The sequence below is a fragment of the Mesorhizobium sp. WSM4816 genome, from assembly GCF_055811535.1.
Window position 1 is genome coordinate 1 of the sequence record NZ_JBVVQR010000020.1, and the last position, 13172, is coordinate 13172.

Annotated in this window: 14 protein-coding genes; 6 read left to right on the forward strand and 8 right to left on the reverse strand. The window is 63.7% G+C overall.

From position 1 onward, the window contains the following. Positions 1-104 precede the first annotated feature (104 nt). Together AC0L3H_RS20370 and maiA are read right to left on the reverse strand one after the other, a co-directional pair. On the reverse strand, positions 105-1145 hold the full coding sequence (locus AC0L3H_RS20370) for a zinc-dependent alcohol dehydrogenase family protein (protein ID WP_473586691.1): 1041 nt from the start codon (positions 1143-1145) through the stop codon (positions 105-107). A gap of 29 nt (positions 1146-1174) precedes the next feature. After that, a complete protein-coding gene (gene maiA / locus AC0L3H_RS20375) occupies positions 1175-1825 on the reverse strand; it encodes a maleylacetoacetate isomerase (protein ID WP_473586692.1) in 651 nt (216 codons plus the stop codon). Positions 1826-1982: 157 nt separating this feature from the next. Between maiA and AC0L3H_RS20380 the strand changes: the two genes are divergently transcribed. Then, a complete protein-coding gene (locus AC0L3H_RS20380; RefSeq protein WP_023803603.1) occupies positions 1983-2666 on the forward strand; it encodes a response regulator in 684 nt (227 codons plus the stop codon). A 123-nt stretch (positions 2667-2789) separates the two neighbouring features. On the opposite strand, the gene AC0L3H_RS20385 is transcribed toward AC0L3H_RS20380, so the two are convergent. Together AC0L3H_RS20385 and AC0L3H_RS20390 are read right to left on the reverse strand one after the other, a co-directional pair. Further along, entirely contained in the window at positions 2790-4130 is a 1341-nt protein-coding gene (locus AC0L3H_RS20385; RefSeq protein ID WP_473586693.1) for an ATP-binding response regulator, read from the reverse strand. An 8-nt stretch (positions 4131-4138) separates the two neighbouring features. Further along, positions 4139-5218: an FIST N-terminal domain-containing protein gene (locus tag AC0L3H_RS20390; protein WP_473586694.1), complete on the reverse strand. Its 1080-nt coding sequence runs from the start codon at positions 5216-5218 to the stop codon at positions 4139-4141. Positions 5219-5512: 294 nt separating this feature from the next. Between AC0L3H_RS20390 and AC0L3H_RS20395 the strand changes: the two genes are divergently transcribed. The 4 genes from AC0L3H_RS20395 to AC0L3H_RS20410 all read left to right on the forward strand — a co-directional run bounded on the left by AC0L3H_RS20395 (position 5513) and on the right by AC0L3H_RS20410 (position 10089). After that, positions 5513-5944, forward strand: coding sequence for a nuclear transport factor 2 family protein (locus tag AC0L3H_RS20395; RefSeq protein WP_287177662.1), 432 nt, complete (start codon positions 5513-5515; stop codon positions 5942-5944). Between the two features lie 264 nt (positions 5945-6208). After that, positions 6209-6703, forward strand: coding sequence for a (2Fe-2S)-binding protein (locus AC0L3H_RS20400; RefSeq protein WP_473586695.1), 495 nt, complete (start codon positions 6209-6211; stop codon positions 6701-6703). A gap of 110 nt (positions 6704-6813) precedes the next feature. Then, positions 6814-9162 (forward strand): xanthine dehydrogenase family protein molybdopterin-binding subunit, encoded by a 2349-nt coding sequence (locus tag AC0L3H_RS20405; RefSeq protein ID WP_473586696.1) that lies wholly within the window; start codon positions 6814-6816, stop codon positions 9160-9162. A 117-nt stretch (positions 9163-9279) separates the two neighbouring features. Next, complete coding sequence (locus tag AC0L3H_RS20410; RefSeq protein WP_473586697.1) at positions 9280-10089, forward strand: FAD binding domain-containing protein; 810 nt, start codon at positions 9280-9282, stop codon at positions 10087-10089. A 42-nt stretch (positions 10090-10131) separates the two neighbouring features. Here the strand turns inward: AC0L3H_RS20410 and AC0L3H_RS20415 are convergent, their stop codons facing one another. From AC0L3H_RS20415 to AC0L3H_RS20430, 4 genes are read right to left on the reverse strand one after another with little or no spacing between them, the layout of a single operon-like run. After that, entirely contained in the window at positions 10132-10647 is a 516-nt protein-coding gene (locus tag AC0L3H_RS20415) for a GNAT family N-acetyltransferase (RefSeq protein ID WP_473586698.1), read from the reverse strand. Beyond that, positions 10644-11450 carry a copper homeostasis protein CutC gene (locus AC0L3H_RS20420; protein WP_473586699.1) on the reverse strand — a complete coding sequence of 269 codons (807 nt, stop codon included), beginning with the start codon at positions 11448-11450 and terminating at the stop codon, positions 10644-10646. Before AC0L3H_RS20420 ends, AC0L3H_RS20415 begins: the two co-directional genes overlap by 4 nt. Before the next feature lie 26 nt (positions 11451-11476). Continuing rightward, positions 11477-11608: a hypothetical protein gene (locus tag AC0L3H_RS20425; RefSeq protein ID WP_473586700.1), complete on the reverse strand. Its 132-nt coding sequence runs from the start codon at positions 11606-11608 to the stop codon at positions 11477-11479. A 21-nt stretch (positions 11609-11629) separates the two neighbouring features. After that, a complete protein-coding gene (locus tag AC0L3H_RS20430) occupies positions 11630-12538 on the reverse strand; it encodes a LysR family transcriptional regulator (RefSeq protein WP_473586701.1) in 909 nt (302 codons plus the stop codon). Positions 12539-12663: 125 nt separating this feature from the next. On the opposite strand from AC0L3H_RS20430, the gene AC0L3H_RS20435 reads away from it, so the two are divergent. Continuing rightward, positions 12664-13167 carry a nuclear transport factor 2 family protein gene (locus AC0L3H_RS20435; protein WP_419693591.1) on the forward strand — a complete coding sequence of 168 codons (504 nt, stop codon included), beginning with the start codon at positions 12664-12666 and terminating at the stop codon, positions 13165-13167. Positions 13168-13172 lie beyond the last annotated feature (5 nt).

Consider the following 13172-nt stretch of genomic DNA (forward strand, 5'->3'; position numbering starts at 1 on the left):
ACACGATCGACCATCCGAATCATCTCCCTCTCTTCCTTACCCCCGGAATCATCAATCCGATTCTGTGCAAAGGCCTCACAAGGGGAGAAGGGGGAGCGGCACGGCTAGAACTTCGTCACCACGCCGATGCCGATGCCTTCGAAGCCGCCCATCGCCATCAAGGCCGCGGGCGCCTCATCGAGGCTGATCCGCTTGCCGACCAGCAGTTCGGGCTTCAGCTTGCCGGTGCGGATCATCTCCATCATCGCCTGGTAGCGGTAGGCCTGCATGCCGTGGCTGCCGTGGATTTCGAGCTCGAAGGCGATCACCTTGTCCATCGGGATCTGCGGCCTGGCGTGATCGCCGAGCATCAGCCCGACCTGCACATGGCGGCCGCGCCGGCGCAGGTTGGCGATCGAGTTGAACGAGGTCGTCGGATGGCCGAGCGCGTCCATCGACATGTGCGCGCCGCCATTGGTGATCTGCTTGACCGCCTTGACCACGTTCGGCGTCCTGGCGGCATTGATCGTCGCCACCGCGCCGATTTTTTTGGCGAAGTCCAGCTTCTCGTCGGTCAGGTCGATGGCGATCACGTTGGCGCCCATGGCGCTGGCGATCATGATCGCCGACAGGCCGACGCCGCCGCAGCCATGCACGGCCACCCATTCGCCTGGCGTCAGCCGGCCCTGGTCGACAATGGCGCGGAACGAGGTGACGAAGCGGCAGCCAAGGCTGGCGGCGGTGGCGAATTCCATCTCGTCCGGCAAGCGGACCAGATTGGTGTCGGCATGGTCGATGGCGACATATTCGGCGAACGAGCCCCAGCCGGTGAAGCCGGGCTGGGTCTGGTGCTCGCAGACCTGATGGTTGCCGGAGCTGCATTCGAAGCAGCGGCCGCAGCCGACGGCGAACGGCACGGTGACGCGCTCGCCGGTCTTCCAGCGGGTCACCTGGCTGCCGGCGGCCATCACGACGCCGGCAAGCTCGTGGCCCGGCACATGCGGCAGGCGGATGCCGTCGTCGTGGCCCATCCAGCCATGCCAGTCGCTGCGGCAGAGCCCGGTCGCCTCGACCTTGATGACAACGCCGCCCGGTGCCGGCTCCGGATCGGCAACAGTCTGGATCGTCGGCATCTCGCCGAATTTTTCGAAGACAACGGCTTTCATCGGCAATTCCTCATAATTGGATAGCGCTGCTATTCGGCATCGATCTGGTTCTCCGGCGCGGCCCTTTGGAAGGCCGGCAGCGCCATGCAGGCGGCGTGGATGCGTGTGACCGTCGGGTAGGGCGTCAGGTCGACGCCGAAACGGGCGTTGCTGGTGACCTGCGCGGCCAGGCAGATGTCGGCCAGCCCCGGCGTGTCACCATGGCAGAACGTTTTTGTTTCAGGCGATGAAACAAGAATCTTTTCAAGCGGCTGGAAACCTTCGTTCACCCAGTGCCGGAACCAGTTGGCGACGTCCTCGTCGCCGGCGCCGAACAGCGTGCGCAGCGAGGTCAGCACGCGCAGGTTGTTCACCGGATGGATGTCGCAGGCGATCATCTGCGCCAGCATCCTGACGCGGGCCCGGCCAGGCGCGTCCTGCGGCAAAAGCGGCGGTTCGGGCCTGGTCTCGTCGAGAAATTCAATGATCGCCAGCGATTGCGTCAGCAGCGTACCATCGCCCAGGATCAGCGCCGGCACCAGTCCTTGCGGATTGACCGAGAGATAGGCTGGCTCGAGATGCTCGCCGTGGCGCAGATGATGCGGCACATATTGGTAGGTCAGGCCCTTCATCTCCAGCGCGATCCGCACCCGGTAGGAGGTGGAGGAGCGGTAGTAGTTGTGCAGGACGAGGTCGCTCATTCCTGCACATTCGGCCGATTTGGACGACCGGGCAAGGCATGGTCGTCCGGAAATCGCCATCTCCGCCCTTCGGCCAGCGATGGCGATGTACTATTTGCCAATAATCTGGCCATGGTCGCTGGGCTATTCTATCCTGCCCTGAACTGAAACGAACGCCATGACCGCAGTCAACGATCGCGCCCGGTTTCTGATCATCGACGACCACCCGCTGTTTCGCGAGGCGCTGCACAGCGCCGTGCAGATGGCCTATCCGGACGTCGACACCGTCGAGGCGCGCTCGATCACCGAGGCGTTCGAGCTCCTGGCGGACGCCAAGCCGTTCGATCTGGCGCTGCTCGACCTCAGCATGCCCGACGTGCATGGCTTCGACGGACTGCTGCAGCTTCGGACCCGCTACCCGCGCCTGCCGGTGGTCATCGTTTCGGGGCATGAGGAGCCCAAGATCATTTCCGAGGCGCTGTCCTATGGCGCGGCCGGCTTCATCCCGAAATCGGCGCGCAAGAGCGACCTGGCCGCCGCCATCCGCTCGGTGATGGAAGGTGCGATCTACGTGCCCGAAACCTATGAGGGCCAACCACCGGACGCCGACAGCACCGACCGCGCCGAGATGGTGCAGCGGCTTGCCAAACTGACGCCGCAGCAATTGCGGGTGCTGCAGATGCTGCGCCAGGGCTTGCTCAACAAGCAGATCGCCTACGAGCTGCAGGTCGGCGAAACCACCGTCAAGGCGCATGTCTCCGAGATCCTGCGCAAACTCAACGTCTACAGCCGGACGCAAGCCGTCATCGAGGTTTCGAAGCTCGACAGTGCCGAGCTGTTTCGCGGCCAGGCGGGGTTTTAGGCGTGCCCCTTAGGGTGAATAAACCGTCACCGAGAACTTACCTTTTCCGTCCAAGGACGAGAAATTACGGTGACAGCGCACCATTTTCTTGTCGCTCGCGGTCTTCTGCCAATGTCTTTGGGATCAAGCCAGCAAATGCGCCAGCAGGGCGCGCAGCTGCGCCGGTTTCAGCGGCTTGCGCATCAGCTCGATGCCGGCGGCGCGGGCGGCTTTGGCGACGGTCTCCGAACCGTCGGCGGTGACGATCAGCGCCGGCACGGCGCGGCTGAGATAATCGCGGACCTCGGCGATCGTGGTGGTGCCGAGGTCGCCGCCGTCGAGATGCTGGTCGGCGATGACGATGTCCGGCACCCAGTCCGTATCGCCAAGCATCTCGAGCGCGACATCGGTCGAGGTGGCGGGGCGCACCAGGCATTGCCAGCGCTCGAGCAGGGATGTCATCGCCTGCAGCACCTCGACGTCGTTCTCGACCAGCAGCACCTTCGTGCCGAACAGACCGTAGCCGCGCGGCCGCTCCATGTCGGCGCTGCTGGCAATGGCATCGACGCTGGCGCCGATCCCGACCGGAACGTCGATGTGGAAAATCGTGCCGTGTCCGACTTTCGACGAGAACGTCACGGGATGGCCGAGTGCGGCGGCGATGCGGCGCACGATGGCCAGGCCCAGTCCCAGCCCGCCGCCGGCTAGCCCGGCATCGGTCGGGAACGTGCCGCGGTGGAACTCCTCGAACACCGCCTCGCGCTGGTCGTCGGGGATACCGCAGCCGGTATCGGCGACATCTATGCGGATCGTGTCGCCGCGATGCCTGGTGCCGACCAGCACGCCGCCGGAGCGGGTGTAGCGCAGCGCGTTGGAAAGGATGTTCTGCAGGATGCGGCGCAGCAAGGTGCGGTCCGAGCGCACGACGGCGTTGACCGGCCGGAATTTCAGCGTCAGGCCCTTCAACTCGGCGACCGGCAGGAAATCCGAGCGCAGCGACGAAAACAGCACCTCCAGGCTGACGTCGCCGATATCGGGCTGCACGACGCCGGCATCGAGCTTGGAGATGTCGAGCAGGGTGCGGAGCAGATCCTCCATCGTCTCCAGCGACCGCTCGACCTGCCGGACCAGTTTTTTGCCTTCGTCGCTGGTCTGCACTTCGGCCAGCGCCGAGACGGAGAGATGCGCGGCGTTCAGCGGTTGCAACACGTCGTGGCTGGCGGCTGCCAGGAACCTGGTCTTGGACAGGTTCGCCAGTTCGGCGTTTTCCTTGGCCGCGCTCAAATCGATGTTGGATTGTTCCAATCGACGCAGTGTCGAGTGCAGTTCCTCGGTGCGCGTACGCACTCGATTCTCGAGCGAAATCGCGGTCTGGAACAGCGAGAACGCGTTGCCTTGCTGATCCATCGAGCGCTCGACGCGGCTGACAAGGGCTGCGTTGATCTTCTTCAGCTTCTCCAGGTCGTTGATGTCCCTGAGCGGCATGAAACCTCCTACTCCGCCGCCTGCCGCTCTCCGAAGGCGATGCCGGTGAACGTCTGGTTCAGATGCATCGACCGGTACTGCTCGCCATAGGTGCCGAAGCCGATGACGTTGTTGACCTTGTAGAGTTCCGACATCTCCCGAAAGACCTGGCGGTTGCGCGCATCGAGCCTGCGCAGCACGCAGTCAAAGGCGAGGATCATGTCGATGCCGCCAAGCCTTTCCTCGACATCCCTGAAGGCGGCACGCGTCGATTCAACCATGTTCTTGGGTCGGGCGATGGACAGGACGACGCCATCGTCGATGGCGCAGAAGAACGACAGCGAGCCGTCCGCGTGCATCTTCTGGATCGAGCGGCAGTAAAATTCGCCGCCGACTTTCACCACCACCGGGTGCGAAGCGAAACTCAGCGGCGTCAGCATCTGCGGGATGACGCCGACCGAGGCGGCATATTCCTCGGCGGCATTGGTGGCGTTGAATTCGCGCACGGTGCGGTGATCGGGGTCGGACGCGGTCACCACCAGCTTCTCGTCGGTGGGGACGAAATTGTCGGTCTTGAACACGTGGAAAGGAATTTCCGTGGTGATCAGCACGATGATGGCGCAGTCGCAGGCAACCTTGCCGTTCGAGATCAGCCGCGTCGTCTCGAACTTCAAATCATCGCCGGCCGACCCGCCGATCAGTGGAATATCGTCGAGCCCCCAATGGATGGCGGAGGTGACCGCTTCCTCGGCATAGGACAGCCCGTCGATCAGGCAGAGCGCGAAAGTGGTGTCGGCTCGCTCGTGCCCGACGCGGCCGCGTAACGAACGCCTCAGCGCCTCGACTTCGCCGGTGATCCCGTCCATGCTCGATGACGACAGATTTTCGACCATGGTGCTGGCTGCCGAAAAAGATGCGGAGGGAAGCAGCATGGCCATGACCTGGCCGTCCTCCAGGCCTTTGGGCGTAATCTCGCCGGCCGTCGAGCAGCCGGCATAGCGGAGTGCCGGCGCGTGGTTGTTCAGCGCTTCCGAAAGGGCGACTGCCTCAAGCAGGCTTTGCGAGAAAAACAGCAGGGCAAATCCAGCGTCGATGGCCGCGGCTTCCACTGCCACCGCCCGCGCGAACGCATCCGCGTCGGGTTCGTCGGTGGTGAGAACCGATAGGCCGCATGCATAGCGCGTCCGTGAACTGGCCAGCGGCTTCCTCCTCTATTTCCTCCGACGCTCTTTTTGTGCGCGGCTGTTTTTTGTGCTCCTGTCGCGCCGGCGTCGAAACCATTGTTGTCTTCAAGTGCTACTTTGGCAATGAGCCAACATGACGGAATTGAATTTTCTGCTGTTTTTGACAGCATCGGCGCTCAGAAAAGTCAGATCCAAAACCACAGCGGAAGGGAGTTATCCATGGACGCCCAGGTCAGGAAGCTATTCGAACGCTACGAGCGGCTTTTCCGGAAATCCCTCGCCGGTGATGCCGACATGGACGAAGTCACGTCGGTCTATGCTTCCGCCTTCATTGCGGCGTCGCCTGCCGGCGTCATGGTCGGGAAGAACGACGACCAGCTCAAGCAGGCTATGGAACAAGGCTATGCTCGCTATCGAGCGATCGGCACCAAGGAGATGCGAATACGCGATGTTGGCATTTCGCCGATAGACGAGCATCATTGCGTTGCCCACGTCGCCTGGACGTCGATCTTTGCGCGCAAAGGCCAAACCGACGTCACGATCGATTTCGACGTCCACTACCTCGTGCAGAAACTGGCCGGAGAGCCTAAAATATTCGGCTGGGTGTCAGGCGACGAGCAGGAGGTTCTCAGAAAGCACGGCATCGGCTGAAATCGGCCTGGCCAGCACCATGGCCGCTGATGGCCGGCAGGCGGCATCGCCAGGCGACCATGGTTTCGCTTCGCTCGGCCGTTTGCCTGTCTTTCCGTGACCGAAAGTACAATAGGCGGATTTTCGGCCGAACTGCATTCTCGCAATCTCGGCATTCCGCGGCACTATTTCCCGTGCTCTTTGCGGTATAAGAATAGCGGACAGATGGAGGGCTCGGGCACCACCGACGCCAAAAACGACCAAGGTAGCACCCAGGGAGGTTTCATGTCGGAGATATCATTGACGGTGAACGGAAAGCGGGTCAGCGGCACTGCCGAAGACCGTGCGCTTCTGGTTCATTTCTTGAGGGAGAATCTCGGCCTGACCGGGACGCATGTCGGCTGCGACACCTCGCAATGCGGCGCCTGTGTGATCCATGTCGACGGCAAGGCGGTAAAATCCTGCACGATGCTTGCGGTGCAAGCCTCCGGGTCGAGCGTCGTGACCATCGAAGGTCTGGCGGACGGCGCCGACCTGCATCCGATGCAGGCGGCGTTCAAGGAGCATCACGGGCTGCAATGCGGTTTTTGCACGCCCGGCATGATCATGACGGCGACCGACATGGTCAACCGCCATCCCGAAGGCCTCGACGAGGCCACGGTGCGGGCCGAGCTCGAAGGCAATATCTGCCGCTGCACCGGCTACCACAACATCGTGAAGGCGATCCTCGCCGCATCGGAGACGATGTCTTCGAAGGGCAAGGCCAGGCAAGCTGCATGAGGGCAGTAAGGGAGTAGGGCAGTAAGGCAGTAGGGGAATTCGGCTCAAATTCCTACTGCCCTACTGCCTTACTCCCCTATTCCCCTAATTTTTTGGGAGGAATTTCTGCGATGGGCATTGAAGGTGTTGGCGCTCGTGTAGCGCGCAAGGAAGACAAGCGGTTCATTACCGGCGCCGGGCGCTATGTCGACGACATGGTGGTTCCCGGCATGAAGCATGCGGCCTTCGTGCGCAGCCCGCATGCGCATGCTGAGATCAAGAAGATCGATGTCAAAAAGGCGCAGGCCATGCCGGGCGTCATCGGCGTGCTGACCGGCAAGGAGCTCAAGGCCGACGGCATCGGCAATCTCATCTGCGGCTGGATGATCCATTCCAAGGACGGCTCGCCGATGAAGATGGGGGCGTGGTCGCCGCTGGCCTTCGACAGGGTCCGCTATGTCGGCGATGCAGTGGTCGTCGTGGTTGCCGAGACCAAGGGCCAGGCGCGCGACGCTGCCGAGGCGGTCGACATCAGCTACGAGGAACTGAAGGCGGTCATCGACGCTCCGAAGGCGCTCGAAAGGAGTGCGCCACAGATCCATCCGGAAGCCGACGGCAATCTGATTTTCGACTGGGAGCTCGGCGACAGCGCGGCGACCAACGCGGCAATCAAGGCGGCTGCCCACATCACCCGCATGAAGATCGTCAACAACCGGCTGGTGCCCAACGCCATGGAGCCGCGCGCAGCGCTTGGTCACTACGACAAGGCCGAGGACCACTATACCTGCTGGACGACCTCGCAGAACCCGCATCTCGCGCGCCTGGTGATGAGCGCCTTCTACAATGTCGCGCCGGAAAACAAGCTCCGCGTCATCGCGCCGGATGTCGGCGGCGGCTTCGGTTCGAAGATATACATCTATCCGGAAGAAATCGTCTGCCTGTGGGCCTCGAAGAAGACCGGCGTGCCGGTCAAATGGGTCGCTGACCGCACCGAGAGCTTTCTCACCGACGCCCATGGCCGCGACCATGTCTCGACGGTCGAAATGGCCTTCGACAAGGACAACAGGATCACCGGGCTGAAGGTCGACACCATCGCCAATCTCGGCGCCTACATGTCGCTGTTCTCGTCCTGCGTGCCGACCTATCTCTACGCGACGCTGTTGTCCGGCCAGTACGACATTCCGGCGATCCACGCCAATGTGCGCGCCGTCTACACCAACACCGCGCCGGTCGACGCCTATCGCGGGGCAGGGCGGCCGGAGGCCACCTATCTGCTCGAACGCACCATGGAGACCGCCGCACGCGAGTTGGGCGTGTCTCCGGCGGAACTTCGCCGAAAGAACTTCATCACCGCGTTCCCGCACCAGACACCGGTCATCATGAACTATGATGCCGGCGATTATGCCGCTTCGCTGGACGCGGCGATGGCCGCTGCCGATTATGCCGGTTTTTCCCAGCGCAAGGCCGACGCTGCCAACAGAGGCAAGCTGCGCGGCATCGGCATGAGCTGCTATATCGAGGCCTGCGGACTGGCGCCGTCGGCGGCGGTCGGCAGTCTTGGAGCGGGTGTCGGCCTTTGGGAAAGTGCCGAGGTGCGCGTCAACGCCGCCGGAACCATCGAGGTGCTGACCGGCTCGCACAGCCACGGCCAGGGCCATGAGACAACCTTCGCGCAATTGGTCAACCAGCGCTTCGGCGTGCCGATCGACAGCGTCTCCATCGTCCATGGCGATACCGACAAGGTGCAGATGGGCATGGGCACCTACGGTTCGCGCTCGGGCGCCGTCGGCATGTCGGCCGTTGTCAAGGCGCTCGACAAGGTCGAGGCCAAGGCCAAGAAGATCGCCGCCCATCTGCTCGAGGCCGACGAGGGCGACATCGTCATCGAAAACGGCGCCCTGAAGGTCGCCGGCACCGACAAACAAGTGCCGTGGTTCCAGATGGCGCTTGCTGCCTATACCGCCCACAACCTGCCTGGCGGCATGGAGCCGGGGTTGAAGGAGACCTCATTCTACGATCCGTCGAACTTCACCTTCCCGGCCGGCTGCTATCTCTGCGAGGTCGAGATCGATCCCGAGACCGGCGTGACCGAGGTCGTCCAGTTCGTCGCGGCCGACGATTTCGGCAACATCATCAACCCGATGATCGTCGAAGGCCAGGTGCATGGCGGCGTCGCCCAGGGAATCGGCCAGGCCTTGCTGGAGGGCACACGCTACGATGCCAGCGGGCAGCTTTTGACGGCGAGCTACATGGACTACGCCATGCCGCGCGCCGACGACCTGCCGTCGTTCAAGGTCTCGACCTCGAACACGCCGTGCCCGGGCAATCCGCTCGGAATCAAGGGCTGCGGCGAGGCCGGCGCCATCGGCTCACCGCCGGCCGTGATCAACGCCATCACCGACGCCATCGGCATCACCGATATCGCCATGCCGGCATCGCCGTCCACGGTCTGGGCAGCGATCCGGGGAACGAAACATTGATAAGCAAATAGCGAATAGGGAGTAGCGAATAGGGAACAAAGTGCGTGCGAAGGGGTAGGCCCTACTCGCTACTCACTACTCCCTATTCGCTCCTTTCCCCCGAAGGGAGAAAGACAAATGTACCCAGTCAACTACCACCGAGCCGCCTCCGTCGCCGAGGCCGTCAAGCTGCTCGAGACCGGCGATGCAAAGCTTTTGTCGGGCGGCATGACACTGATCCCGGCGATGAAGACGCGGCTTGCCGCACCGTCCGATCTCGTCGATCTTTCGCGCATCGAGGAATTGAAAGGCATTGAGGTGGCGGGCTACACCATCACCATCCACGCCGCCACCACGCATCACGATGTCGCCAGCGACGAGAAGCTGAAGAGGGCGTGTCCGGCGCTCGCCCATATGGCGTCCCGGATCGGCGATCCTGCGGTGCGCTACAAGGGCACAATCGGCGGCTCGATCGCCAACAACGACCCCGCCGCCGATTATCCGGCGGCACTTCTGGCCCTCGACGCCACCATCGTCACCAACAAGCGCGAGATCGCCGCCGACGCATTCTTCACAGGCCTGTTCGAGACGGCGCTGGAGGACGGCGAGATCGTCACCGCGGTGACCTTCACCGCGCCGGCCAAGGCGGCCTATGAAAAGTTCCGCAATCCGGCATCGCGCTATGCGATCGTCGGTGTGTTCGTGGCCAACGGCGCGGACGGAGTCCGCGTTGCCGTCACCGGGGCCGGCGACAGCGGCGTCTTTCGTTCGAAGGAAATCGAGGCGGCGCTTGCCACGAATTTCGACGCCGCCGCCCTCAACGGAGTGAAAGTGCCGGCGAATGATTTGATGAGCGACATCCACGCCTCCGCCGATTATCGCGCCAATCTGATCGTGGTGATGGCCAAGCGCGCAGTGGCCGCCCCAACGCATGAAGGAGGGGAGTAGGGGAGTAGGGGAAACCGCAACTGGCAGGGCAGCGCCGTCGCCTCAGCCGGTGATCGGCCTGGTATAGTAGCGCACCGCCTTCTTGCCGCCGTGGATCACCGCGTCGCCGACCTCGACGAAGCCGAGCGCTGCGTGAAAGGCATCTGAAGCCGGGTTGGGCGGCTCGGCATTCACCTCGCAGGTGACGATGGTCTGGCCGGCACGCGATGCATGGTCGAACAGATCCTCATAGAGCAGCCGGGCATGGCCGCGGCCACGCGCTTCTCCCGCAACGACGACGCGGTCGACATAGACGAAGCGCGGATAGCGCTCGCGGAACCACAGGAAGTTCGGGCTGTCGTAGCGGGCGTCCTGGTCGAAGGTCATGATGAAGGCTTCGAGCGCGCCGATGCGGCGCGTATAGAACGCCTCGTCGAGCAGGAAGGACAGGCGTCCTGGCTCAAGCCACGACAACTCGGCCGCGTGCGCGTTGTTGAGGGCGAGGATGGCGGGCTCGTCCTGCGGCGAGACCCGGTCGATCGGCAGGCGTGCCCGTTTGTTTTCTTCCTTCGCGATCATACTTTCGCCGCCGCAATCGTCGCCGCCACCAGCGCCGCGTCGGTCACCGTGTTGCGGTACTCGCGGTCGAGGTCGGTGCCGCCCATGCCAACCCGCGGATTGCGGTAGCGCATGGCACTCGGCACGTCCTTGAGTGCGGCGAAATGCATTTCGGTCAGTCCGGTTCTTTCCCGCACCTCGGCGATGTTGTTTGGGTCGAGCCCGCCGCAGCCGAGGATGATGATGCGCTTCCCCGCCTGCCGGACGAGGGCCGCCAGCAGGGCCGCGCCCTCCAATGCGGTGTCGCGCTGGCCGCTGGTCAGCACGCGGCCGACCTTGCTGCGGATCAGCGCTTCCAGCGCATCAGTTGGATCGCGGGTCATGTCGAAGGCACGGTGGCAGGTGACGTTCAAATGCCCTGCCGCCTGCACCAAGTCGCTCATCCGCTTTTCGTCGATGGTACCGTCGGCATTCAGGCAGCCGACGACGACACCGGCGACGCCAAGCTCGCGCAGCGCGCTGATATCGGCGAGCATCGAACGGTACTCGGCGTCGCTGTAGAGAAAATCGCCGCCGCGCGGCCGCACGATGACGTGGAATGGGATCGTCGCCAGTTCGACGGCTGCGCGCACCATACCAAAACTCGGTGTGATGCCGCCCTCGACGAGGCTGGCGCAGAGCTCGACCCGGTCGGCGCCGGCGGCTTGCGCGGCGAGCAGGCCATCGATGCCTTCGACGCAGATTTCGATCAGCGGCAGGCGAGGGCGTTCGGTGTCGGTCACAGGGCGATCCGTTGCTGATTCAAGATTTGCAGCCCTTAGCATCGGGCTCCGTGCCGCGAAAGCCGGAACTATTGGCTCAACCCGACGGGTTGTTGCGGTTTGCAATGCGGCCAATCAACGCCTTCAACCGCCTCAACGCCGCCACCCGGCAGATGGTCGGCGCCTGGGGTGAGCCGGACCGGCTCGCCGATATGCGTCATGGCTGGTTTCCCGGCGGCGCATCAGATCCGCAAATTGTTGGCGTTGGCGCGGACGAAATCGATGAACGCCCGCAGCTTTGGCGGGACGAGGCGACGGCTGGGATAATAGAGGTGGAGCGGTTCGTAGGTGGGACAGAAAGGCTCCAGCACCTTGACCAGCGCGCCTGAGGCGAGAAGCGGCGCAGCGAGGCCTTCGGCGGCAAAGGCCAGGCCAAGCCCTTGCGCGGCGGCGGTGATGCAGAGCGGCAGTGTGTTCACGACCAGACGTGCGTCGGGCGTGAACTCGACCTGGCGTCCATCGACAACAAACTCCCAGGGCGAGATGGCGCGGGTGCGGGTGAAGGCGAAGGCGATGCAGCGGTGGGCAGCGAGGTCGGCGGGTCGTTTTGGCGTGCCGTTACGCGCCAGGTAGTCGGGGCTGCCCAACACCACCGTCTGCAACGGCCCGCCCAGACGCGCGCCGATCATATCCTTCTCGAGAAGCTCGCCGATCCGCAGGCCGGCATCGAAGCCCTGCGCGGCGATATCGACGAAATTGTCGTCGAAGATCAGGCTAAGCCGCACCTCCGGGTAGGCATCCATGAACGGTCCCATCAGCGGCTCGATCAGCAGCGGCGCGGCGATCCACGGCAGGCTCAGGCGCAGCGTGCCGGCGGGGCGGTCGCGGGTCTCGCGCAGTGCCGCGCCTGCCGCCCGGATCTCCTCGGTCGCTGGGCGCACCTGGTCGAAATAGTGGGCGCCGGCTTCGGTCAGGCCGACGCTGCGGGTCGTGCGGTTGAGGAGCCGCACCCCGAGACGCTCCTCGAGACCCTTGACCGCCTCGCTGAGCGAGGCCGGGGCGACGCCGAGTTCGGCAGCGGCGCGGGTGAAGCTTTTTGCCTCCGCGACCTTCACGAAGGCGACGATGCCGCTGAACTGGTCGAGTCGCATTGTGAGGACATTCCAAATAGCCTTGTCGAACTCTACGGGTTTTTCCGGTGAACCAAAAGCGTCATGTTGGTCCGACGAACAGGCTTCGCTGTCGCGACGGCCCGAAAGGCAAGGAGACAGGACCGATGACCAGGCTCGCTTCGCTCGCCGCCGGCGCTCTCCTGGCGGTGTCGGCCGCCCCCGCCAACGGCGGCCCGCAGGAAGACCGCAACATCCAGTTGATCAAGGACTATTACGCAGCCTATGCGACCGGGAACCCGGAGGCGGTTCGGCCCTTCCTGGCGGCCGACATCGTGTGGCGCATTCCCGGCCACCATCCGCTAGCCGGCGACAAGCGCGGGCCGGAGGAAGTGGTCGCCTTCTTCCGTGGCCTGGCCGACGGCAAATTCAGGGCTGAGCCGATCTTCTTCCAGGCGCAGGGCGATCTCGTCGTCGACATCCATCGCGGCTGGTCGAACGTCGGCTCAGGTCCCGAGATCGACCAGCTTTTCGCCCTGATGTTTCGCATCAGGGACGGCAAGATCACCGAGGCGCAGAATTTCTTGACCGACATGTACCAGTCGGACACCTTCTACTGGACGCACTACAAGCTGAAGCCACTGCCCGGCCGACTGACGGATGACCGCTGAGACGG

Bases quoted from the DNA above. Each gene is read 5' to 3' on its own strand.
- AC0L3H_RS20370 (WP_473586691.1), bottom strand. From the start codon at position 1,145: ATGAAAGCCGTTGTCTTCGAAAAATTCGGCGAGATGCCGACGATCCAG.
- maiA (WP_473586692.1), bottom strand. From the start codon at position 1,825: ATGAGCGACCTCGTCCTGCACAACTACTACCGCTCCTCCACCTCCTAC.
- AC0L3H_RS20380 (WP_023803603.1), top strand. From the start codon at position 1,983: ATGACCGCAGTCAACGATCGCGCCCGGTTTCTGATCATCGACGACCAC.
- AC0L3H_RS20385 (WP_473586693.1), bottom strand. From the start codon at position 4,130: ATGCCGCTCAGGGACATCAACGACCTGGAGAAGCTGAAGAAGATCAAC.
- AC0L3H_RS20395 (WP_287177662.1), top strand. From the start codon at position 5,513: ATGGACGCCCAGGTCAGGAAGCTATTCGAACGCTACGAGCGGCTTTTC.
- AC0L3H_RS20400 (WP_473586695.1), top strand. From the start codon at position 6,209: ATGTCGGAGATATCATTGACGGTGAACGGAAAGCGGGTCAGCGGCACT.
- AC0L3H_RS20405 (WP_473586696.1), top strand. From the start codon at position 6,814: ATGGGCATTGAAGGTGTTGGCGCTCGTGTAGCGCGCAAGGAAGACAAG.
- AC0L3H_RS20410 (WP_473586697.1), top strand. From the start codon at position 9,280: ATGTACCCAGTCAACTACCACCGAGCCGCCTCCGTCGCCGAGGCCGTC.
- AC0L3H_RS20415 (WP_473586698.1), bottom strand. From the start codon at position 10,647: ATGATCGCGAAGGAAGAAAACAAACGGGCACGCCTGCCGATCGACCGG.
- AC0L3H_RS20420 (WP_473586699.1), bottom strand. From the start codon at position 11,450: ATGCTAAGGGCTGCAAATCTTGAATCAGCAACGGATCGCCCTGTGACC.
- AC0L3H_RS20425 (WP_473586700.1), bottom strand. From the start codon at position 11,608: ATGACGCATATCGGCGAGCCGGTCCGGCTCACCCCAGGCGCCGACCAT.
- AC0L3H_RS20430 (WP_473586701.1), bottom strand. From the start codon at position 12,538: ATGCGACTCGACCAGTTCAGCGGCATCGTCGCCTTCGTGAAGGTCGCG.
- AC0L3H_RS20435 (WP_419693591.1), top strand. From the start codon at position 12,664: ATGACCAGGCTCGCTTCGCTCGCCGCCGGCGCTCTCCTGGCGGTGTCG.